Genomic DNA, 23,170 nt, shown 5'->3' on the forward strand with positions numbered 1-23,170 from the left:
ATGCTGGAAACGACGCGGACGTCGGCCGCTGCACATGCTCCAGCGCCTGGTCGGCGATGACGACCGAGAATTGCTCGTCGGTTGCGGTCGCGGCAGATGTCGAAGTCGGTGAAGTCGACGAGCGATAGCTCGGACAGGTTGCCTTCCAATAGCGGTCCCGCCGGGCGATGTCTCGATCACGTGGGAGGCCTTGTGGTTGCCCGCCTCGAGAAAACCGCCTCGATCTGGCGGATGCGCAGCCAGCTGCGGCTATCGTAGCTGATCAGCCGTTTCACTGCATGTTTGCCGCGAACCTTTAGGATCCCGGCAAGGCTTGTCATTCTCGACCTCCTCATGACGGTGCGGGGACCAGCGCTGTGGGCGCTGGTCCGGCAAAGGTCCTCAATGATAGCGGCATAGCTAATTCGCCGCGGCACTGGGGCGGGGTGGAACTGCCGACCACCGCGCCGAGAAGGGCACCCGATCACGGTGCTCTGGGTGTTGCCGCCAAAAGCCTGGCCGACAGAGCGCCACCGGCAACGCCGATCAGTGCGCCGGTGTAATGTCATTAGTTGGCGGGTGGGGCCCACTGGGGAACGTGGACGCAACAGCCCCGGCGCCGATTAAGTCGGCACCTCACCCTTCAGAGTTAAAGGCTCCAAAGATCGCCGACCCGAACACCGACGCGTATCTAGTTCCGGGCGAGAAATCCCTGTAAAATGCCGCGATGAAGCGCAGCACGATCTATGCCGTCTATCAACCGCCCGTGTTCGGGCTTCCATTCCTCGCCGTGGTTCTAAAGCCGGACGGCACGACAACGTCTCGGCAGTTTGAGACTGTCGATGAGGCGCGCGCCTTCAACAAGTTCATGGCGCAGGCGGATCAATCAAGCGGCAAGACGCAGCATTAAAGGAAAAGCCCCAGCGCTGAAGGGGTGTTCTGCGCTAGGGCTTGTTTGGGCATGTACGCAATACCCTGCATGTCCACGTATGAGCTTGCGCTAATATCGTGAACGAAGGGTGAAGCGCTCACCGTGACCCGTTGGTGCCCCCACCAGCACCCGAAGCGGAGCCTCAGGCTTCATACTGACAGCGGGCGCTTCTTTTCAGGATCGACGGCGTCAGTACCGGTGAAATCGCGGACCATTTGCTCGGCAAATTTGAGCGCTTGCGGACCTCGCGGCGCAAGTCTCTGCCGGCGCCTTTAGCAAAGAGGTCGCAGATCGCCTCTTCGCGGACAGCGCGTATCAAAGCGATCAGCTCGACTCTTGTTCCGACAATTTTTGGTAGTCACGCATCCCGTCGACGTCGAAGACAGCCGAGTTTAACTGCTCCCCGAGAGCTTGGGGGGCGAGTCCGCCTATTTCTGGTAGCGAACACTTCAGGACATGCTGAAGCAAATCGGTCGGCCGCGTGTCCTGGAGACGGCGATGCCGCTCGTCCATTCCCCCCTGGCTACTCGGCGCTGAGGCCGTGGTTGCAACTGAAATTGGGGCTTGCATGAATGATGGCGCGACCAAGTGCCGATGGTTCGCGACGGATGGATCGCTCCAGTGGGGCGTGATAGATTGTGCTGACGGTACTTTTTGCGATCGAGTCGAGTGTCGACCGAACACCGTGAGAACGAAAATCGGCCGATTGGCACCGATAGTTGCTGAAACCTCAAAAAAATTTTTGTGACAATTTTCTCTTTAAAATCAATATCGTAAGTTTTGGCGGCCTGCGTGTCGGAAATTCAGGCCATTGCGAATAAAAAACCCATCTAAATCAAGGATTTAGATGGGTTTAAAACAATTGAGTGGGAGTAGGGGGAAAACGCCGGCGATAGCGTAGTTTGGGTGGCGATTTTCGCTGCCCTATGAATTGCCTTCGTGTCCATATCTGACTCCTACTCGACTGGAATTTCCATCGCCATCTGGCAGACCGATCTGCGCTGACATCCCGGATCAAGTAAAGTGCTTTCGAATGGCGCGAGCGCTGTGGCGTAAAACGGCGTGCGTAAAGGCGTGCTTGCTTAGCGCCTCGAAACAGACGTGAAAGGGCTCTGCTCGCTCCGGATAGCGGACGTCATCAGCGGCTGGAGCGGGGTCAGGAACTGATCGCTGCGGACGCTATGGCGATGCTGGTCTAGGCGAATGGCATTGTCGTGGAGGGAAGGGCAAAGTTGCCGTTAATGCGGTCATGCCTCTGCATTCCAGTCATGCCTGGGTGTTCGCGGCAGAAGGGTTCATTCAACCACGGCCGATATCATCGCCAGTCCTGACAGAAGGTTGGGGCGAGCACCTGCGGCAAATCCGCTGCCAAGCTCAGGTTGACTATGGCCGGACTAGGCGCGACGATCAGATTGCAAAGCCCTCACCGTCCGTCCCGTCGATGAGCGGGTCGGGAGCGCATGCGGCGGCGACGCGGGCCGCATCGAGAATTTCGATCGTCTGGCCGTCGACCCTGATGCCTGACTTTCCCAGGCTCGACAGTGCACGCGAAAAGGACTCGCGTGTTATGCCGAGCTCGGAGGCGATGAGCGTCTTCTCGAACGGCAGAACGGCTCGGTCCGGCGTGCCCTGCCGCTTCGACAGGGCCAGGAGATAGCAACCAACGCGCTCGGTCGAGCTCCTCAGCTTGAGGTTCTTGATCTGCCGGACCATGCGTCGAAATTGAGCGGCGAGGCTTCCGATCGCCGCATGAGCCAGCAAAGGCTCTACTTCCACCGCCGCCCGAAACGCTCCCGCGTGAATCAACAAGAACCGCGAAGGCTCTGGCACTCGGGCCTGCATGAGATAAGGCGCGCCGGTCAGGACGGCGGCGGGTATGACGAGATCTGGGGCTCTGACAGCCTCGATCAAGACTTCACGGCCTTCGGCCGATCGTCCAAACAACTGGGCCGACCCTGCCAGCACGATCAGCTGGAAGTTCGGCACGTCGCCTTGTTCGAACAGAACGGTGCCTGCGGACACGCTGTGCACCATGGCATGTCGCATCAGATCGGTCCGGCGGGGTAAGGGTAGCCCCCGAAACAACGGCAGCTCCTCCGGCGCCACGCCCTCATACGTCATTTCATCCAAATGTGTCGTCTCCGATGTGAGGCTTCCCTTTGCTTCCGCATCCTGAGTGACAAATGTCACGGCATGCCTTGATTTGGATCAATGCCGGATGATGCCGGCTTGGTCATGTTGGCCTTGAGGGGGCGAGAGTCCGCTCCTTGAGGCCAACCGTCTAAGAGGCTGCCGACAATGAAAACAACCGCGGATCCGAAGTCCGGTCAAATCCTGGGCGCAAGCACGGCGGCATTTACGGTCTGCTTCGCGGTCTGGACCATCTTTTCCATCATCGGCATTCGCATCCGCCAGGAACTCGGCCTCAGCGAGACGCAGTTCGGCCTGCTCCTCGGCACGCCGATCCTGACGGGTTCGCTGCTCAGGGTGGCGCTTGGCATCTGGACCGACCGCTACGGGGGCCGGATCGTCTTCACGGTGAACATGCTCGCGGCCGCGGTCGCAACTTTCCTTCTGTCGTATGCTCATACCTATCCTCAGATGCTGGTCGCAGCCCTCGGCGTCGGGATCGCCGGCGGCTCCTTCTCGGTCGGTGTCGCCTATGTGTCGCGTTGGTTCCCGCCGCAAAGACAAGGTACGGCGCTTGGTATCTTCGGTGCGGGCAATGTCGGTGCCGCCGTCACCAAATTCCTCGCCCCCTTCGTGCTCGTCGCCTTCGGATGGCAGGCCGTGGCTGAGGCCTGGGCAGCGGCCCTCGTCGTCATGGCCGCCATCTTCTGGTTCATGACGGATGACGACCCGGTCATCGTCGAACGTCGGCGATCCGGCATCAAGCCGAAAAGCGCGTGGCTCGAACTCGAACCATTGAAGAACGTGCAGATCTGGCGTTTCGCGCTCTACTATTTCTTCGTGTTCGGCGCCTTTGTCGCGCTCGCGCTTTGGCTGCCGCAATATCTCATCAACGTCTACGGCCTCGACATCAAGACGGCCGGCATGATTGCTGCCTTCTTCTCCGTGCCGGCGAGCCTGTTTCGCGCCTATGGCGGACACCTTTCGGACAGCTTCGGCGCGCGTCGCGTGCTCTACTGGACCTTCATGATTTCGGTGGCGGCGACCTTCGTCCTTTCCTATCCACCGACCGACTACGTCGTCCACGGCATCAACGGGACGACCGCCTTCCACATCGAGATGGGCCTCGTCGGCTTCATCGTCACTATATTCGTGCTCGGCTTCTTCATGGCCCTCGGCAAGGCCGCCGTCTACAAGCACATCCCGGTCTACTATCCCGACCATGTCGGTTCGGTCGGCGGACTCGTCGGCATGATCGGCGGCCTTGGCGGTTTCGTGCTGCCGATCCTGTTCGGCTTGCTGCTTGACCTGACGGGCCTCTGGACGAGTTGCTTCATGGCGCTCTTCCTGCTGGTCTCCGGCGCGCTGATCTGGATGCATATGGCGATCCGCCAGATGGAACGCGGCACCGTTGGCGAGGCCCTCGCCAAGCTGCCGCCTTTCCCGGAAATGCAGGACATGCCCACGCCTGTGGCAAAGGCCCGGACGGGCGGTGCTCTAACCGACTGGCGTCCGGAGGACAAAGCGTTCTGGGCTGAAACCGGCCGCCGCATCGCGAAACGCAATCTGTGGCTGTCGATACCGGCGCTACTGCTTTCGTTTGCCATCTGGCAGGTGTGGTCAGTCGTCGTCGCCAAGCTTCCGCTCGTCGGCTTCACCTTCACCACCGACCAACTCTTCTGGCTCGCCGCTTTGCCCGGAATCTCCGGGGCGACGCTGCGAATCTTTTATTCCTTCATGGTGCCGATCTTCGGCGGCCGGCTCTGGACGACGCTTACGACCTGGTCGCTCATCATACCGGCCGTGGGCATCGGGTATGCGGTACAAAATCCCGACACGCCCTATGTCGTGCTGTTGATCCTGGCACTCCTTTGCGGCTTTGGCGGCGGCAACTTCGCCTCGTCCATGGCCAACATCTCCTTCTTCTTCCCGAAGGCGGAGAAGGGAAATGCGCTTGCACTCAACGCCGGCCTTGGCAATCTCGGCGTCAGCGTCGTCCAGTTCATCGTGCCGCTGGCAATCACCACGGGGATCTTCGGCTGGCTCGGCGGCGATCCGGCCATGGTCAAGGGAGCTGCCGGCGATGCGCCGATTTGGTTGCAGAATGCCGGCTTCGTTTTCGTGCCCTTTATAGCGCTCTCGGCTTTCGCCGCCTGGTTCGGCATGAACGACATAGCTTCTGCCAAGGCATCTTTCAGCGAGCAGGCCGTTATCTTCCAGCGTCGGCACAACTGGATCATGTGCTGGCTCTACACCGGCACTTTCGGATCCTTCATCGGCTATTCGGCTGGTTTCCCGCTGCTCACGAAGATGCTGTTTCCGGACGTCAATGCGCTCCAGTTCGCCTTCCTCGGCCCGCTGGTCGGCGCTCTCTCTCGCTCGGGCTCTGGCTGGCTCGCGGACAAGTATGGTGGCGCGCGCGTCACCTTCTGGGCCTTCATGCTGATGATCGCAGGTGTTGCCGGTGTTTTGTGGTTCATCGGCATCAAGGATCAGCCGGGCGCGTTCACGGGCTTCTTCGTGGCATTCCTGCTGCTTTTCTTCGCCACCGGCGTCGGCAACGCCTCTACGTTCCAGATGATCCCGGTGATCATGGCCAAGGAGATGGGCCGCCTGATGCCCGACGCCGATACCGAAGCGCGTCGCAAGCAGGCGGAGAAGGAGGCTGCCGCCATCACCGGCTTTACCTCCGCGATCGCGGCCTTCGGCGCGTTCTTCATACCGAAGAGCTACGGCAGCTCAATCGCCCTCACGGGCGCGCCGAACGCCGCGTTGTGGGCCTTCCTCCTGTTCTACGTGAGCTGCCTTGCCATCACCTGGGGTGTCTACACCCGCAAGGGCGGCCTTCTGCACGACATCGAGCGCGCCAAGCGCGGCGCGCCCGTCCGCCCGGCCGCGGCCGAATAACCAGGGACAACGCAATGTCACATTTTCTCGACCGGCTAACCTTCTTTCGCAAGACCGTCGACAGCTTTTCGGACGGTCACGGGATAGTGACCAACGAAGACCGGTCCTGGGAAGACGGCTACCGCAAGCGCTGGCAGCACGACAAGATCGTGCGCTCCACCCATGGTGTGAATTGCACCGGCTCGTGCTCGTGGAAGATCTACGTCAAGGGCGGCATCGTCACCTGGGAGACGCAGCAGACCGATTATCCGCGCACGCGGCCCGATCTGCCCAACCACGAGCCTCGCGGCTGCGCACGCGGCGCGTCATACAGCTGGTATCTCTATTCGGGCGCCCGGGTGAAATACCCGATGATCCGCGGCCGGCTGTTGAAGCTGTGGCGGGCGGCTCGCGCCAAGATGCCGCCAGTCGCGGCATGGGCCTCGATCGTCGAGGACTCGAACAAGCGCCAATCCTACATCTCGATCCGCGGCCACGGCGGCTTCGTGCGCGCCACCTGGGACGAGGTGAACGAGCTCATCGCGGCCGCCAATGCCTATACCGCTCGCAAGCACGGCCCGGATCGCATCATCGGCTTTTCGCCGATCCCGGCCATGTCGATGGTCTCCTATGCCGCCGGCTCGCGCTATCTTTCGCTGCTCGGTGGCGTGTGCATGTCGTTCTACGACTGGTATTGCGACCTGCCGCCGGCGAGCCCGCAGACCTGGGGCGAGCAGACCGACGTGCCGGAGAGCGCCGACTGGTACAATGCCGGCTTCATCATCGTCTGGGGCTCGAACGTGCCACAGACGCGTACCCCGGACGCGCATTTCTACACTGAGGTCCGCTACAAGGGCACCAAGAGCGCCGTCGTCTCGCCGGACTATGCCGAAGCGACCAAGTTCGCCGACATCTGGCTCAATCCGAAGCAGGGCACCGACGCCGCGCTGGCGCTCGCCATGGGCCACGTGATCCTGCGCGAATACCACCTCGACCGCAGCGTCGCCTATTTCGACGACTATGCCCGGCGCTACACCGACATGCCCTTCCTGGTGCGGCTGGCGGAGCGCGACGGCAAGCTCGTTCCGGAGCGCCTGTTGCGTGCCTCCGAGATCAAGGGCGCTCTCGGCGAGAAGAACAACCCGCAATGGAAGACGGTCGCCATCGACGAGGCAACGGATGCGTTAGTCGCGCCACTCGGGTCGGCCGGCTACCGCTGGGGCGAGCAAGGAAAGTGGAATCTCGAGGAAAAGGATGGCAAGGGGCGGGACATTCGGTTGAAGCTCTCCCTCGCCGGCGATGGAGCTGACATTGCGGCTGTCGACTTCCCCTATTTCGGCGGCCGGGCAACGGAGCATTTCGTGGCCACCGAGCATGGCGAGATCCTGACCCGCAATATCCCGGTCCGCACGATCAAGACCATCGACGGGGCGGTGAAGGTGGCAACGGTCTACGACCTGCTCATGGCCAATTACGGCCTCGACCGCGGCTTCGGCGGCGCCAATGTCGCCTCTTCCTACGATGACGACGTGCCGTTCACACCCGCCTGGGCTGAGCGCATCACTGGCGTGAAGCGCGACGCCATCGTCACCGTGGCGCGCGAATTCGCCACCAATGCCGAAAAGACCAACGGCCGCTCGATGGTGATCCTGGGCGCAGGTCTCAACCACTGGTACCACATGGATATGAATTACCGGGGGATCATCAACCTCCTGGTGTTCTGCGGCGCCGTCGGCCAGTCGGGCGGCGGCTGGTCGCACTATGTCGGCCAGGAAAAGCTGCGGCCGCAGACAGGCTGGACGCCGCTCGCTTTCGCGCTCGACTGGGCGCGCCCGCCGCGCCACCAGAACTCGACGTCCTTCTTCTACGCGCACACGGACCAATGGCGATACGAGACCCTGACGGCGGCGGAGATCTTGTCGCCGACCGCGCCCGAAGGAGACTGGAACCAAAGCTTCATCGACTACAACGTCCGCGCCGAGCGCATGGGCTGGCTGCCTTCGGCGCCGCAGTTGAAGCAGAACCCGCTCGACATCGCCAAACGAGCTTCGGCGGCTGGCCTCGAGGTGAAGGACTATGTGGCAAGCGCACTGAAGTCGGGTGAACTCGACCTTGCATGCGAGGACCCTGACGATCCGGCCAACTGGCCCCGCAACATGTTCGTGTGGCGCTCCAACATTCTGGGGTCTTCCGGCAAGGGCCACGAATACTTTCTGAAGCACCTGCTCGGCACCACGCACGGTGTCATGGGCAAGGACCTCGGCGCCGAAGGCAAGGTGCGCAACAAGGAGGTCGTTTGGCACGACGAGGCTCCGCGGGGAAAGCTCGATCTTCTTGTCACGCTCGATTTCCGCATGTCGACGACCTGCGTGTACTCCGACATCGTGCTGCCGACCGCGACCTGGTACGAGAAGAACGACCTCAACACCTCCGACATGCACCCCTTCATCCACCCGCTGTCGGCGGCGGTGGACCCTGCCTGGGAGGCACGCTCGGACTGGGATATCTACAAGGGCCTCGCCAGGGCCTTTTCCGAGGTCGCTCCGGAGGTGCTGGGCGTGGAGCAGGACGTCGTCCTAACTCCCATCCAGCATGACACGCCCGGCGAGATCGCCCAGCCCTTCGACGTCGCCGACTGGAAACGCGGCGAGATCGAACCGATCCCGGGCAGGACGATGCCGGCCGTGAGCGTCGTCAAGCGCGACTATCCGAACCTCTACGCCCGCTTCACCGCGCTCGGCCCGCTGATGACCGAGGCCGGCAACGGCGGCAAGGGCATCAACTGGAAGACAGCGCATGAAGTCGAGGCGCTGGGCGCGCTCAACGGCGTCCAACCCGCCGGCCCCGCCAAGGGCCTGCCGAAGATCGAGACGGATATCGACGCGACCGAAGTCATCCTGATGCTCGCGCCGGAAACCAACGGCGAGGTCGCGGTGAAAGCCTGGGAGGCGCTCTCCAAGGCGACGGGCCGCGAGCATGCTCATCTCGCCATCCCGAAGGAGGACGAGAAGATCCGCTTTCGCGACGTTCAGGCCCAGCCGCGCAAGATCATCTCCTCTCCCACCTGGTCCGGCATCGAAAGTGAGAAGGTCTGCTACAATGCCGGCTACACGAACGTCCACGAACTGATCCCGTGGCGCACGCTGACCGGACGCCAGCAGCTTTATCAGGATCATCTGTGGATGCGGGCCTTCGGCGAAGGCTTCATCACCTGGAAGCCGCCGGTCGACCTGAAGACGATCTCCGCCGTCAAGGGAGTCAGGTCCAACGGCAACAAAGAGATCGTCCTCAACTTCATCACGCCGCATCAGAAATGGGGTATCCATTCCACCTACAGCGACAATCTCCTGATGCTGACGCTCAATCGCGGCGGTCCGGTGGTGTGGATTTCCGAGACCGACGCCAAGGCCGCGGACATCGTGGACAATGACTGGGTCGAGGTTTTTAACGCCAACGGAGCGCTTACGGCCCGCGCCGTCGTCTCCCAGCGAGTCAAACAGGGCATGATGCTGATGTATCACGCTCAGGAGAAGATCGTGAACACGCCCGGCTCCGAACTGACCGGCAACCGCGGCGGCATCCACAATTCGGTGACGCGCACGGTGCTCAAGCCGACCCATATGATCGGCGGCTATGTCCAGCAGTCCTACGGCTTCAACTACTACGGAACCGTTGGCTCCAACCGCGACGAGTTCATCGTGGTCCGCAAGATGGCGACCGTCGACTGGCTCGAGGAACCCCTGCAAGCGAATGCTCCCAAGGAGGCCGCAGAATGAAAATCCGCGCCCAGATCGCGATGGTGTTGAACCTCGACAAATGCATCGGGTGTCACACCTGTTCGGTTACCTGCAAGAACGTCTGGACCAACCGTGAAGGCGTCGAATACGCTTGGTTCAACAATGTCGAGACCAAGCCGGGCGTTGGCTATCCCAAGGAATGGGAGAATCAGCAGAAATGGAACGGCGGCTGGCGACGCAAGAAGAATGGCAAGATCGAGCCGAAGATGGGCGCCAAGTGGCGCATCCTCGCCAACATCTTCGCAAACCCTGATCTGCCGGAGATCGACGACTACTACGAGCCGTTCACTTTCGATTACCAGCATCTGCACACGGCGAAGGAATCGAAAGCTTTCCCTACGGCTCGTCCGCGCTCGGCCATCACCGGCGAGCGGATGGAAAAGATCGAATGGGGACCGAACTGGGAGGAGATCCTCGGCGGCGAGTTCGAGAAGCGGTCGAAGGACGTGAATTTCGAGGGCGTCCAGAAGGACATTTACGGCCAGTTCGAAAATACCTTCATGATGTACCTTCCGAGGCTTTGCGAGCACTGCCTCAACCCGACCTGCGCGGCGGTGTGCCCGTCCGGGGCCATCTACAAGCGCGAGGAGGACGGCATCGTACTGATCGATCAGGACAAGTGCCGCGGCTGGCGCATGTGCGTCTCCGGCTGCCCCTACAAGAAGATCTACTACAACTGGTCGTCGGGCAAATCGGAGAAGTGCATCTTCTGCTATCCCCGCATCGAGGCGGGGCAGCCGACGGTCTGTTCGGAAACCTGCGTCGGGCGCATCCGCTATCTCGGCGTGATCCTCTACGACGCCGACCGTATCGAGGCGGCTGCCAGCGTACCGCAGGAGAAGGACCTCTATCAGGCGCAGCTCGATATCTTCCTCGATCCGAACGATCCGGCCGTCATCGCACAGGCCCGTGCCGACGGGATTCCCGACAACTGGCTGGAGGCGGCCAAATTATCGCCGGTCTGGAAGATGGCGATGGAGTGGAAGATTGCCTTTCCGCTTCACCCCGAGTACCGCACGCTGCCGATGGTCTGGTACGTTCCGCCGCTCTCGCCCATCCAGTCGGCGGCTGCCGCCGGCAAGATGGGGCTGGACGGCGATATGCCCGACGTGCGCAGCCTGCGCATCCCGCTCCAGTATCTGGCCAATCTGCTGACGGCGGGCAATGAGGAGCCCGTGGCGCTTGCGCTCGAGCGCATGCTGGCGATGCGAAGCTACATGCGGGCAAAGACGATCGACGGCCGCCTCGACGAGTCGATCGCGACGCGGGTCGGCCTGACGGGCGCAGCCATCGACGACATGTACAAGGTCATGGCGATCGCCAATTACGAGGATCGTTTCGTCATCCCCACTTCGCACCGCGAATGGAGCGAGGACGCCCAGGACCTGCGCGGCTCCTGCGGCTTCTCGTTCGGCAACGGTTGCTCGGGCGGTTCCACCGAGACCAACCTCTTCGGCACCAAGCAGACCAAGCGGCCGACAAACCCGATGGAGATCGCGTGATGCTCTCGAACAGGACCTTCAAGGCGCTCTCGGCGCTCCTTTCCTATCCGACCGAGGAACTTTGCACGGCGATCCCGGAAATCACCGCGGCGGTCGCGGACGAGGGACTGGTATCGGACGAAGCAGGCAAGCACCTGCAGTCCTTGTTTGCCGATCTGGCCACCCTGGATCTCTACGATTTGCAAGAGCGTTACGTGGAATTGTTCGACAAGACGCGCCGCCACTCGCTGCATCTCTTCGAGCACATCCATGGCGAGAGCCGAGATCGCGGCCAGGCGATGGTCGATCTGGCCGAACACTACCGGCGTGGCGGGCTCGAGGTCGCGGCAAACGAATTGCCCGACTTCATCCCGCTTTTCCTCGAATTCCTCTCCGCCCGTCCCATTGAGGAGGCGCGCGGGCTGCTAAATGAAACCGGCCACATCTTCTCGCTGCTGGAAGGTCGGCTCGCCAAGCGCAACGCAGGCTATGCCGCTGTATTCACGGCCATACGCTCGATAGTCAGCGAGCCGGCCGTGGCCGTGGGCGCCGACGAACTCGACGAGCCCGACGACCTGGCAGCCATCGACGCCGCCTGGGAAGAGGCCGCGGTCGCATTCGGTCCCGGGAATGCGACCGACGGCTGTTCCGTCGACCGACTGAGAATCCAGATGCGCGCCGCCAATCGCGATGCGCGTAGTAGCGTTGCCTGACGGAGGAAAGCCATGTCCGACACAATCAACGCCGCGCTCTTTGGCTGGTATCCCTATTTCTGCCTGACCATCTTCCTGCTCGGTAGCCTGATCCGCTTCGATCGCGAGCAATATACCTGGAAGACAGGATCCTCCCAGTTGCTGCGGCGGCGTCAGCTCCGCTGGGGCTCCAATCTGTTCCACGTCGGTATCCTGATGATCTTCGCCGGCCACTTCGTCGGCCTGCTGACGCCGATCTGGGTATTCGATGCGCTCGGTGTCTCACACAGCTTCAAGCAGGGCCTTGCCATCACCGCCGGCGGCATCGCTGGCGTTGCCTGCTTCATCGGCATAGCGCTTCTGGCCCATCGTCGTCTGTTCGATCCTCGCATCCGCAACACGTCGGCGCCCGGTGACATCGCGATTTTGTTGCTGCTCTGGCTGCAGCTCACGCTTGGCCTTTCGACCATCTTCGTCTCGCTCGGTCACATGGACGGCCATGAGATGGTGAAATTCATGAACTGGGCGCAGGGCATCCTCACCTTGCGGCCGGCGGCCGCGGCCTACGTCGCCGACGTCAACCCGATCTTCAAGGCGCATCTCCTGCTCGGCATGACGATCTTTCTGGTCTTCCCGTTCACCAGGTTGGTTCATGTCTGGAGCGCGCCGGTCTGGTATCTCGGCCGTCCCGGCTATCAGGTCGTGCGCACACGCTTCGCCGAGCGCCGGTCGCCCGCGCCAGTGTCCGTGATGCGGTCGTCCGAGCCCTTGCGGCGCCCCGCTGCCGCTCCATCCCACCAGCCCGCGGAGTAAACCATGGCCGCGCTCGTCATCGATCATTCGGCCGGCCGCAAATCGTCCGAACATCCGCACGAACACCGGCCCGCAACTCCTGACACGGCGCCGTCCCGCGAACGCGTGGCGATGCCGCCGGTGACCGTCAACGGGGTGGCGATATCGCGCAAGGCGATCGCCGCCGAGGTGCAGAACTTTCCCGCCCGCAATCCCGGCGAGGGATGGCATGCCGCAACCCGTGCGCTCGTCATTCGCGAGCTGCTCCTGCAAGAGGCGCGGCGTCTCGACATAGCCGCCGACCAGCGGACCGACCAGGATGGACGCAGGGAGACCATCGAAGACGCGCTGGTGCGCGGCTTGATCGAGCGCGAGGTTCGCGTTCCCGAGGCGGATGAGGAGACGCTGCGGCGCTTCTATGAAAATAATCTTCGCCGTTTCATGACGCCGCCTCTCTATGAAGCCGATCATATTCTCATAGCGGCTCGTCACGATGATCGTGAGGCATTCGCCGCCGCGCGTAAAAGGGTGTCGTCGCTGAGATCTGCTCTGGCAGCTGCTCCAGAGCGTTTCGCGGCACTGGCGCGAGATTGCTCGGATTGCCCGTCGGGAGCCTTGGGCGGCAGCCTCGGCCAAATCGGGCCGGGCGACACCACGCCGGAATTCGAGGCTGCTCTCATCGAGCTCGTCCCAGGCGATATCTCGCAGCCAGTGGAGACGCGCTACGGCGTCCACCTCATTCGCCTGACGCGGCGCATCGACGGCCGCCAGCTTCCGTTCGAGGCCGTGCGGGAACGCATCGCGTCCTATCTGGCCGAGCACGTCAGCCGGCAGGCGACGGCGCAATACGTCTCCCTGCTTGTCGGCCGGGCGGACATCGTCGGGATTGCCATCGACGGCGCATCCTCGCCGCTGGTGCAGTGAAGGGGGAAGCAATGCTCGGAGATATCATCGCCTCACTGGAAGACCCGAAAGCGGCCATGGCAATCGTCGCCGACGTCGCGCACGTGGTCCTCTTCGCCAACCGACATCGGCCGAGTTGACCTTTACATGTTCTTGCAAGCCGGATCGCACGGAATTGGTGCCGGTTCGCCTGGATATTGAACAGGGGCGTACCTGACCGAGGAGGTTCGCCACGATCGGACGCGCGAAGACCAGCGCGCCAAAGGACGGCTTGCCGGGTTTCATCGCCACCTTGGCTATCTCGAGTTGGCCCCGATACCGCGGCCATCGCGCGAGTGCTCGAAGACAGCGCGAGGGAGGCGGATCTGATCATCACCACTGCCGGGATGTGATTGACCGCCAGCCGCAGCGGGCCGGATGGCTCGCACAGAATGATGCCGATGGTATCGGCCGACGCCATTGCGATTGTGCCCGGTGCGTCGATCCCAATTGAGCCTGGCATGCCCGTTGAAGTGCTTCCATTCAGCCGTGGAATATTTGGAAGATAGGCCGATGGTTTTGGATATCGCCGCGCCAATCCCGCTGCATCGGAGCTACCCCGCGCCTGCTGGCCGACTGGCAAAGTACAAACTGAAGGAGATTCCCTCATGCAGAGCCTTCGTCCTGACTGCCCCATTACCGCTATCGTTTATTCAAACGGCGTGGAGTTCGAAGCACTCCTGCAGGAAATGACTACCATCATGGCCGAGCGAGGCGTGCGATTGGCCGGCCTTGTCCAACTGAGCGAAAAGAAACCTGATCGGGTGAAATGCGACATGCACCTTCGGGATCTCGCTTCGGGCAAGCTCCACGGTATATCCGACGATCGAGGTCCCCACTCCCGAGGCTGTGTTCTGAATACCGATCGGCTGCTCCGCGCCTGCGAAGCCGCCGGAGCTGCGTTGTCCGGCAAGACCGATCTTCTGGTTCTGTGCAAATTCGGAAAGACCGAGGCCGAAGGCGGTGGCTTCAGGGCCCTCATCGCAAAGGCGCTGGAACTCTCCGTACCCGTGCTGATCGGCGTTCCCGTCATCAATCTCGCACCGTTCCGCGAATTTGCAGCCGATCTTGCCCGGGAAATCGAACTGCCCCGTCTGCCGTCCGATCGGCTCGCGGCGTTGGACTGTTTGCTCGACCGCAGCGTGACGGCGCGCGGCCCCTATCAATCCCTGGACGGGAGAATAGCCGGTGCCGAGGTGGCTTGAGACTATCGTGCGTTCCGTCGTCGCTGGCGGCGCCGTGGGTGTTTCGGCGGCCATCGTCAATCTGACGGGGGGCCCATCGGTTTTGATTGTCTTGGCGGCGATCGTGATAATGTTCGGCGTCTCCGGCGATTTCCGCCAGAGCTAACGCAATTCCAGGGAAACTGTGAAACGGTTTCCGACTGGACTTGCGTTAAAACAAAGAGATAGAGCGGCTCACCGTTTCCGTGAAGCGGTGAAACGATCTAGTGGTTTGCCGGCTCGGGATACTCAGTCAGCGCGGCTGCGACAGGTTCGCTCGGCCCAGCATCGGCACGCGGGCCACCGCGCAGCGCCACATAGATCGCCGGGATGACCAGCACCGTCAACAGCGTCGACGAGGCGAGGCCGAACAGCAACGAGATAGCCAGCCCCTGGAAGATAGGGTCGGTCAGGATCACCGCGGCGCCGATCATCGCCGCGAGCGCGGTGAGCAGGATCGGCTTGAAGCGGATAGCCCCGGCTTCGAGCAGCACTTCGAGCAGCGGACGATCCTCGCTCCGCGCATGACGGATGAAGTCGACAAGCAGGATCGAGTTGCGGACGATGATGCCGGCAAGCGCGATGAAGCCGATCATCGAGGTGGCCGTGAAGGGCGCGACGAACGCCCAGTGGCCAAGCATGATACCTATCAGCGTCAGCGGGATCGGGGTCAGGATCACCAATGGCAGGCGGAAGGAGCCGAACTGCGCGACGACCAGGATGTAGATGCCGAGGATCGCCACCATGAAGGCAGCGCCCATGTCGCGGAAGGTTACCCAGGTCACTTCCCATTCGCCGTCCCACAGGAGCGTCGGCTTCGATTCGTCGTCCGGCTGGCCATGCAGCGCGATCTGCGGCTTTGGCAGCGCGCCCCAGTCCGCCTTGGCAATCGCATCGTCCACGGCGAGCATGCCGTAGACCGGCGCCTCAAACGCCCCGGCCAGCTCGCCCATCACCATCTCGGCCGGCCTGCCGTTGTGGCGGAAGATCGGGTAGGAGGCCGGCTCCTGGCTCACCCGCACGACGTCGCCAAGCTCGACAACGTCGCGCGCGCCGGGAAGCGCGTTGGCGGCAACCGGCGTGGCCAGGGCACGCTGATCGACCACGCCATTTGCCTTGGACAAGGCGATGCGGATCGGGATCGGCAGGCGCCCGCCGCCTCGGTGCGAGTAGCCGACCGTGGTACCGCCGTAGAGATAGCTCAGCGTGTCGTACACATCCGCCTGTTCGACCTTGTAATATTCCAGGTTGTCCTGGTCGATCGAAAGCCGGAGCCGTTCCGGCTGGTTGTGGAAGCTGTCGTCGACGTCGACGATGAACGGGATGCTGGCGAAGGTCTCGCGAACCTTGGCCGCAACCGCGCGGCGGGTTTCGGCGTCCGGGCCGTAGATTTCGGCCAGCAGCGTGCCGAGCACCGGCGGTCCCGGCGGCGGCTCGACCACCTTCAGCACCGTGCCCGCCGGCATCGCCATGCCCATCAAGCGCTCGCGTAAGTCGAGCGCAATGGCATGGCTGGCGCGGCTGCGGTCTCCTTTGGGAAGCAGGTTGACGGCGATGTCACCCTGTTCGGGGCTCGATCGCAGGTAGTAATGGCGCACCAGGCCGTTGAAGTTGAAAGGCGCGGAGGCGCCCGCGTAGGTCTGGAACGACACTACCTCCGGCACGGAGGCCAGGCGATTTGCGGCGGCCTGGAGCAGTCGGTCGGTGTCCTCGACCGACGAGCCCTTGGGCAAGTCCGCCACTATCTGGAGTTCGGTCTTGTTGTCGAAGGGCAGAAGCTTGACCGTCACGTGCTCGGTGTAGATCAGCGCCATGGACGCAATCGTGGCAATGCCCACGACCAAAAGGAACGCCCAGGCTCTGAGCCGCGACTTCAAGATCGGTCGCGCCACCGCGATATAGATCCGCCCCAGCACGCCGCCCTGCGCGCTGCCGGCGTGGCCATGGGCGCCGACCCGATCCTTTCCGCCGAGCTTCATCATCAGCCACGGTGTCAACATCACCGCGACGAAGAATGAGAAAAGCATCGCGGCCGAGGCATTGGCCGGGATCGGGCTCATATAGGGGCCCATGAGGCCGGAGACGAACAGCATGGGAAGCAGCGCCGCCACCACGGTCAGCGTCGCCACGATGGTGGGATTGCCGACCTCGGCAACTGCATCGATCGCCGCCTGGGCGCGCGAGCGTCCGCCGTCCATCGCCCAATGGCGCGCGATGTTCTCGATGACCACGATGGCGTCGTCGACGAGGATGCCGATGGAGAAGATCAACGCGAACAGGCTGACACGGTTCAGCGTGTAGCCCATCACGCGTGAAGCGAACATGGTCAGCAGGATGGTCGTGGGTATCACGACGGCCACCACCAGCGCTTCTCGCCAGCCGATGGCTACTGCGATCAGCAGGACGATGGAGACGGTCGCCAGGCCCAGATGGAAGAGCAGTTCGTTAGCCTTCTCATTGGCCGTCTCGCCGTAGTTGCGCGTCACGCGCATTTCGACGTCGTTGGGGAAGATCTGGCCGCGCACCTGCTCGAGGCGCTTGACGATCATATCGGCGATGACGACCGCATTGGTGCCCGGGCGCTTCGCGATCGCCACCGACACGGCCGGCGCGCGCTCGAGACCGGTATCGGACTTAATGATATTGGTGACGCGGTTCTCAGCCGGTGACGTCGCGAGCACCACGCTGGCAACGTCGCGGATATAGACCGGCCGCCCGTCGCGAGCCGTGAGCAAAAGGTTGCCGATCTCAGACAAAGCCTGCAGCGTCTGACCGGCCACCAGCACCCGCTGATTACCCCGGTCGCGGACCGTGCCGATCTGGAAAGAGCGGTTGGCGCCCGCGATCTTGCCCATCAACTGCTGCAGCGTGATGCCATACAGCGAAAGCTTTTCCGGATCCGGCTCGACCTGGATCTCATCGGGCTGCTCGCCAACGACGTAGGTGAGACCGATATCGGGAAGCTTTGCGACCTCGACCTGCAGCTCATGCGCAAGACGCGTCAGGTCCGCCGAGGAATACCGCGCCGCCACCTGCGGCGCCGGCGTCAGTGTCACCACCACTATGGCAACGTCGTCGATGCCGCGCCCAACGATCAGCGGCTCTGGAATCCCGACGGGGATGCGATCCATGTTGGCGCGGACCTTTTCGTGGATGCGCAGGATCGCGGCATCCGAACTGGTGCCGACCTTGAAGCGGGCGGTCACCAGCGCGCCATCATCGGTGGTTTGGGAGTAGACGTGCTCCACGCCGTCAATGCCCTTTATGATCGTCTCCAGCGGCTCGGTCACGAGCTTGGCGGCATCTTCGGCCCTCAGGCCGTTTGCGGAGACGTGGATGTCGACCATAGGCACGGAGATCTGCGGCTCCTCCTCGCGGGGCAGCGTGACCAAGGCCACAAGCCCAAGCGCCAGCGCGGCCAGCAGGAAGAGAGGCGTCAGAGGCGATGCGATGAATGAACGGGTAAGCCACCCGGCGATGCCGAGTTTCATGGCAGAGCGACCTTGTCGCCATCGGCAAGACCACTCAGGATCTCGATGCGCGGCTGGCCGGCATCCTGGAATGTGCCACCCCGCACCACAGTGACGTCAAGCGGCCCATCCGCCGTCTCGATTGTGACATAGTCTATACCGTGGACGATCCTAAGAGCCTCTGGCGGAACGCCCAACATGGTCCGCTTTGCGACCGGTATGGACACGAGGGTGCGCTCGTTGACGAAATAGGTCCCGATGTCGGCGACTTCGACGTCGGCAATCACGCGACCTTTCTCGATCTCCGGGTAGACCTTTGCGATCCGGCCTTCCCCAGCCTTGACGAAGCCGGCATTGGTACCCGTGCCGCGTTCGCCGATATCGACGCGGGCGCCTTCCGTTATCTCGACGGCGTGCCGTTCCGGCAAAGACAGGCGCAGGTAATACTGGCCCGATGCCACCCGCGCGACGGGTTCGCCCGCCATTATCACCGAGCCGGCGGCCACGGGAACCGTCAGCACCCGGCCGTCGGCTGGGGCCAGGATATCGCCTTCCCGTGTGCTTTGCTCGATGACCGCCCGCTCGGCAATCGCAGCCGCGAGCTGGTTCGTGACGACATCGAACTGCGTCTTTGACGCGTCGACCCGGCTTTGGGCGGCAGCACCCTTGGCCAGCAGGTCCTGTGCGCGCTGCAGATCGGTGCGGGCACTGTCGAGTTGCGAATGCAGGGCCGCGATTTTGGCGTCGGCGGCTCTGGGCTGCAAGGCGAGCTTGTCGTCGACGACCGTGGCGACCATGTCGCCCTTGCCCACCTGGGCGCCCTCCGAGACGTGAACGGACGCGACGGTTCCCGAAATCCTTGCCCTGGCCGGCAGGATGGTGCGGCTCTCCACCTGTCCATACACGGCCTTCATCTCGGTGATGGTCGTGGACTTGACGATGAATTCGGCGGCGTGTGTATCGATCGCAAAAAGGCCGGCGGCGCCGACCAGAAGAATGTACGCCAGGGCCGAATGCAGTGGTCTCATTGGCTAATCTCAGTCGGTTGAAATGGATATGGAGGCGACGGAGCCGCCTCCCGGCTTAGCGGCCCTTACTCGAACGCTGCACCCGGCTTGCAGCCGAGCTTCTTGAAGACCATCGCTGCCGGGCAGAAGCCCGTGACCGAGGCCTGCATCATGTTGAGCCCGGCGAATGCCGTCAGCAGGAACCAGTAAGGCGAATAGTAGATGCCGAGCGTGAGCGATATCAGCACTACGACGCCCGCAAACCTGAGAACTGCCTTGTCTATCGTCATAATTCTTGTCTCCTGAACGCCGTGCCTATTCGGCCGGCTCGATGTGGATGGCCTTGAGTTTCTTGATGCCCAGGACGTCGAGCGCCAGCCCCTCGTAGAAGGTTTCGCTCTTTCCCTGCCGCACCTTGTGAAGGAAGTATTTCTCGAACCCCACTTTCGCCGCATGGACCCATTTGCCTTGCGAGGACCAGTTGACGTTGCGGGGAGGGATCTGCGGCTGCGCGACAAAGGCTATACCTTCATCGCCGAAATCGGCGAGGCAGATCGCGTTCCACGTCGCGACGGCCCTCGGTTCCTGGCCGCGTAGCAGCGCGCCGATGTTCTCGGCGGTGGCCGTGACCATGGATTCGATCATGAAGCCGGTCTTGGGAACGCCGACGGGAAGCGGCGTCTTGCCGACCGGCGGAATGGCCACGCAGACTCCGATCGCGAAGACGTTGGGATGGGTCTGGTTGCGCTGGTGCTTGTCGATGGTGACGAAGCCGCGCGGATTGACAAGGTCCTCGGTCCCCATCAGCGCCGGAACGCCACGGAAGGCAGGCAGCATCATCGAGAAGGCGAAGGGCAGGTCGCGCTTGGCTTTGGTCGTCCCGTCCTCGTCGACTTCCTCGACGTGCATCATGTCGGCGTCGACCGAAGCCACCTTGGCGTTGGTGATCCACTTGATGTGGCGATCCCGCATGGCGCTTTCGAGCAGGCCCTTGGTGTCGCCGACCCCGTCGAGACCGAGATGGCCGATATAGGGTTCCGGCGTCACGAAGGTCATCGGGACGCGGTCGCGTACCCTGGCCTTGCGCAACGCTGTGTCGAGGATGAAGGCGAATTCATAGGCCGGGCCGTAGCAGGACGCGCCCTGAACCGCGCCCACGACGACTGGACCGGGCTTGCGAACCAGTTCGTCGAACTTCGCCCGCGTGGCGACGGCATGGTCGATGTGGCAGATGGATTGGGTATGTCCGGCAGGTCCGAGACCCGGCACCTCGTCGAAGGCAAGATCGGGACCGGTCGCGATGATCAGATAGTCGTAGTCGACGAAGGTGCCGTCGTTGAGTTCGACGCGGTTTTCCTTCGGATGCACCTTCTTTGCGCCTTCGGGACGCAGCGCGATGCCGCGCCGCTTGAAGGTATCCGCCAGATCGACAGTGACATCATTGCGCTCCCGCCATCCTACGGCCACCCAGGGATTTGAAGGTACAAAGGAATAGGACGTGCCGAGCGTGACCACGGTCAGCCGATCCGCTCGGCGCAGCTTGTCGCGTATTTCGTATGCCATGATCGTGCCGCCGAGACCTGCTCCGAGGACGACGATGTGGGACATGATGATCCTCCCGTTGGTTCGATCTTCGAAGCATCCTGCGGGTGAAAGTCGCGTTCTTCGTTGATCGGGCTCAATTTCCAAACGGCGCGGCGCAATTGTAAGGTACGGCGTCGGCCAACCCGATTGGCAAGCTTGCATGTAACATTCAAAGATAATAAATTCAAGATTATGAATGTATCAGATTTGATCCCGGCCTCAGGCAGGGCGGCGGAACTGCTCCGGAGCCTGTCCCATCCACAGCGTTTGCTCGTGCTATGCGCCCTCGGAAATGAGGAGCGCTCGGTGGCCGAGTTGCGAGAGCTGCTCGACATCGACCAGGTGCCTATGTCGCAACAGCTTATGCGGCTGCGGGCCGATGGTTTGGTCGAGGCGCGCCGGGACGGCACGACGGTCTACTACCGTATCACGAGGCCGGAGGTGCTCACGGTGATCGAGGCGCTGCATTCCGCCTTCTGCCCGAGTTGACTCGGCGCATTCCGCTTGGGCTTGACTAAGGTCAATGCGACGCAGGTCGAACCGGCATTACCTGCCTGCCAATAGCAAAACGAAAAGATCGGACACGGCCCTACAGCGCTCGGCTGATCCAGCGTCGGAGAAACACATGATCCTGAACAACGGCACTCTCGTAGCGGTAACTGACGGCGAGATCCTGCGACTGTTTCATAATAAGGGGCATGAACCTCATATCGAGCTTATCGAAATCGAGGATCCCATCCTTGAAATGGCCCGCGCAGGATCCGGCGGGAGGCATCGCAGCTCAACCGCCAATCCGGACGAGTCTCGGCTGCGTGAGGACGACTTTGCGGGATCGGTCGCCGCTTATCTCAATGAGCAGTCGCATGAAGATTACTGTGAGCATGTTTTGATCATCGCCGACCCGCGCACGCTTGGAGAGCTGCGAAGGCACTATCAGCCCTCGTTGAGCGCCAAACTGGTCGGCGAGATCACCAAGGACTTTGTCAAGCATTCCGTCCTGTCGATCGAAGGTGCCATAGAGATTGCCTGATCAAACGCATTCTGCACCGCAGCGATTGGCATAGTGATCTCCATATAGATCGCTGTGTCCAATGTCTCGTGTCGGAGCGATAGGACGTTCGCCATGGCTGTTCGAGAAAACGCTGTCGTTCCACTCGGCGTATTGATGCGCTCGCGGGTTCTGCCGAGCACGCCACAACCTATGGCAGGGGCGCGCTGGGGGCACCCTTACTGAACCTTGATGGTTGCCCTTCATGAAATGATCGGGGACATTGCAGAAGACTGCGTAGAAGCCCGGCTTGAGGTTGAGGGTCAGTGACCCTGTCTTGCCTGGATCGAGCTCCGAGTCTTCGCCAAGGTGGCCCGCCGCATTCGTGTCGCCGTCCTTGTCCCGCGAATGCCGGCGCCGAAACTGCCAGCCTGGTCATGGCGCTCGCGACATTCGGGTTCCTCGTGCTGTAAGCCCCCAAGTCACAGCGAAAAGCGGTTCGTGGAGCCTGTTCCATGGGCTATATGCGATTGCGCGAAGCATTGAGGTGGCGGCATGTCGGACTGGCTCGCTTGAGAGGGCCACAAGGCGGTTCCTGATTACAGCGCAACTTGGATCAGGGCACCCGTCGTCGTCTTTGCTAGAGTGGTGCATGGAACACGGCGAGTAGCCCGGCGAGCGATCGTGCTTCTCGTGGAAGCCGCTTACGCAGCATCGAGATGCACAGCGTGAAGAACGCTATTTTACCGGGGGAGTCCCGTGATCATCAGTGAGATGACCGCCCAAGAATCCAGGATGCACCTAGCCGCGAGCAGGGTCGGGCGCCTTTGCGTAAGCGACGGGATGCCGTACGTTGTGCCGATTAGCTTCGTTTACGAACACGGCCACATCTACAGCTTCTCCTTGGTTGGTCAGAAGGTCTTGGCGATGCGCGGAAATCCTCAAGTTTGCGTCGAAGTCGACGAGATCCGTAATCCACGCAACTGGTGGAGTGTCGTTGCCTTCGGGCGCTATGAAGAACTCTCCGAAGGCCCCCGGCAGAATGAGCGCGACCATGCATGGTCGCTGTTGCAGAAGGCACGCCCCAACTGGTGGGAACCTGGCAGCGAGACGCCTCAATCCGAGGACAAGGTTGCCAGTCCGCCTCACCTTTTCTTCCGCATCAACATCGAGAGAATCACTGGCCGCCGTGCTCTCGCCTGACCCGGCCCAGTCTGGTTGTGACCGCGCAGGCCGAAGACCGGCAACACAGCGACATCGCCTTCGCG

The 23,170-nt window shown here is 62.1% G+C and carries 17 protein-coding genes; 12 read left to right on the plus strand and 5 right to left on the minus strand.

What is annotated here, in order from left to right; all coding sequences use genetic code 11:
* Nucleotides 1-706 precede the first annotated feature (706 nt).
* The gene (locus tag EN780_RS00810) at nt 707-889 is read left to right on the plus strand and encodes a hypothetical protein (RefSeq protein ID WP_128271606.1); all 183 of its coding nucleotides are present in this window, start codon (nt 707-709) and stop codon (nt 887-889) included.
* Between the two features lie 1,428 nt (nt 890-2,317).
* Here the strand turns inward: EN780_RS00810 and EN780_RS00815 are convergent.
* The gene (locus EN780_RS00815; RefSeq protein WP_127282319.1) at nt 2,318-3,031 is read right to left on the minus strand and encodes a helix-turn-helix domain-containing protein; all 714 of its coding nucleotides are present in this window, start codon (nt 3,029-3,031) and stop codon (nt 2,318-2,320) included.
* 177 nt (nt 3,032-3,208) lie between these two features.
* On the opposite strand from EN780_RS00815, the gene EN780_RS00820 reads away from it, so the two are divergent.
* The 8 genes from EN780_RS00820 (at nt 3,209) to EN780_RS38605 (ending at nt 14,980) form a co-directional block, all read left to right on the plus strand.
* On the plus strand, nt 3,209-5,947 hold the full coding sequence (locus tag EN780_RS00820) for an MFS transporter (RefSeq protein ID WP_128271608.1): 2,739 nt from the start codon (nt 3,209-3,211) through the stop codon (nt 5,945-5,947).
* 14 nt (nt 5,948-5,961) lie between these two features.
* Nucleotides 5,962-9,702: a nitrate reductase subunit alpha gene (locus tag EN780_RS00825; RefSeq protein WP_128271610.1), complete on the plus strand. Its 3,741-nt coding sequence runs from the start codon at nt 5,962-5,964 to the stop codon at nt 9,700-9,702.
* On the plus strand, nt 9,699-11,225 hold the full coding sequence (narH, locus tag EN780_RS00830; RefSeq protein ID WP_127311190.1) for a nitrate reductase subunit beta: 1,527 nt from the start codon (nt 9,699-9,701) through the stop codon (nt 11,223-11,225). Before EN780_RS00825 ends, narH begins: the two co-directional genes overlap by 4 nt.
* On the plus strand, nt 11,225-11,917 hold the full coding sequence (narJ, locus tag EN780_RS00835) for a nitrate reductase molybdenum cofactor assembly chaperone (protein ID WP_128271641.1): 693 nt from the start codon (nt 11,225-11,227) through the stop codon (nt 11,915-11,917). Before narH ends, narJ begins: the two co-directional genes overlap by 1 nt.
* 12 nt (nt 11,918-11,929) lie before the next feature.
* Nucleotides 11,930-12,709 carry a respiratory nitrate reductase subunit gamma gene (gene narI / locus EN780_RS00840; protein WP_127282306.1) on the plus strand — a complete coding sequence of 260 codons (780 nt, stop codon included), beginning with the start codon at nt 11,930-11,932 and terminating at the stop codon, nt 12,707-12,709.
* A gap of 3 nt (nt 12,710-12,712) precedes the next feature.
* Nucleotides 12,713-13,612 carry a peptidylprolyl isomerase gene (locus tag EN780_RS00845; protein ID WP_127311189.1) on the plus strand — a complete coding sequence of 300 codons (900 nt, stop codon included), beginning with the start codon at nt 12,713-12,715 and terminating at the stop codon, nt 13,610-13,612.
* 626 nt (nt 13,613-14,238) lie between these two features.
* Nucleotides 14,239-14,835, plus strand: a complete 597-nt coding sequence (locus EN780_RS00855) for a DUF2478 domain-containing protein (RefSeq protein ID WP_127310526.1) — start codon at nt 14,239-14,241, stop codon at nt 14,833-14,835.
* Nucleotides 14,836-14,842: 7 nt separating this feature from the next.
* A complete protein-coding gene (locus tag EN780_RS38605; protein WP_167509424.1) occupies nt 14,843-14,980 on the plus strand; it encodes a hypothetical protein in 138 nt (45 codons plus the stop codon).
* A gap of 97 nt (nt 14,981-15,077) precedes the next feature.
* Here EN780_RS38605 and EN780_RS00860 read toward each other — a convergent pair whose 3' ends face one another.
* The 4 genes from EN780_RS00860 to EN780_RS00875 form a co-directional block, all read right to left on the minus strand.
* The gene (locus EN780_RS00860) at nt 15,078-18,344 is read right to left on the minus strand and encodes an efflux RND transporter permease subunit (RefSeq protein ID WP_128271614.1); all 3,267 of its coding nucleotides are present in this window, start codon (nt 18,342-18,344) and stop codon (nt 15,078-15,080) included.
* Nucleotides 18,341-19,351 (minus strand): efflux RND transporter periplasmic adaptor subunit, encoded by a 1,011-nt coding sequence (locus EN780_RS00865; protein WP_128271616.1) that lies wholly within the window; start codon nt 19,349-19,351, stop codon nt 18,341-18,343. The genes EN780_RS00860 and EN780_RS00865 overlap by 4 nt, the downstream gene beginning before the upstream one ends.
* Nucleotides 19,352-19,416: 65 nt before the next feature.
* Nucleotides 19,417-19,620, minus strand: a complete 204-nt coding sequence (locus EN780_RS00870; RefSeq protein WP_127310529.1) for a DUF2892 domain-containing protein — start codon at nt 19,618-19,620, stop codon at nt 19,417-19,419.
* 25 nt (nt 19,621-19,645) lie between these two features.
* Nucleotides 19,646-20,938, minus strand: coding sequence for an FAD/NAD(P)-binding oxidoreductase (locus tag EN780_RS00875; RefSeq protein ID WP_127310530.1), 1,293 nt, complete (start codon nt 20,936-20,938; stop codon nt 19,646-19,648).
* Nucleotides 20,939-21,106: 168 nt separating this feature from the next.
* Between EN780_RS00875 and EN780_RS00880 the strand changes: the two genes are divergently transcribed.
* From EN780_RS00880 to EN780_RS00890, 3 genes are all read left to right on the plus strand, one after another.
* Nucleotides 21,107-21,403 carry a metalloregulator ArsR/SmtB family transcription factor gene (locus tag EN780_RS00880; RefSeq protein WP_127287183.1) on the plus strand — a complete coding sequence of 99 codons (297 nt, stop codon included), beginning with the start codon at nt 21,107-21,109 and terminating at the stop codon, nt 21,401-21,403.
* A gap of 136 nt (nt 21,404-21,539) precedes the next feature.
* Nucleotides 21,540-21,944, plus strand: coding sequence for a host attachment protein (locus EN780_RS00885; protein WP_127287182.1), 405 nt, complete (start codon nt 21,540-21,542; stop codon nt 21,942-21,944).
* A gap of 717 nt (nt 21,945-22,661) precedes the next feature.
* On the plus strand, nt 22,662-23,105 hold the full coding sequence (locus EN780_RS00890) for a pyridoxamine 5'-phosphate oxidase family protein (RefSeq protein ID WP_245478313.1): 444 nt from the start codon (nt 22,662-22,664) through the stop codon (nt 23,103-23,105).
* The last annotated feature ends 65 nt before the right edge of the window (nt 23,106-23,170 follow it).

Source organism: Mesorhizobium sp. M4B.F.Ca.ET.089.01.1.1 (assembly GCF_004022605.1).
GTDB classification, from domain to species: domain Bacteria; phylum Pseudomonadota; class Alphaproteobacteria; order Rhizobiales; family Rhizobiaceae; genus Mesorhizobium; species Mesorhizobium abyssinicae.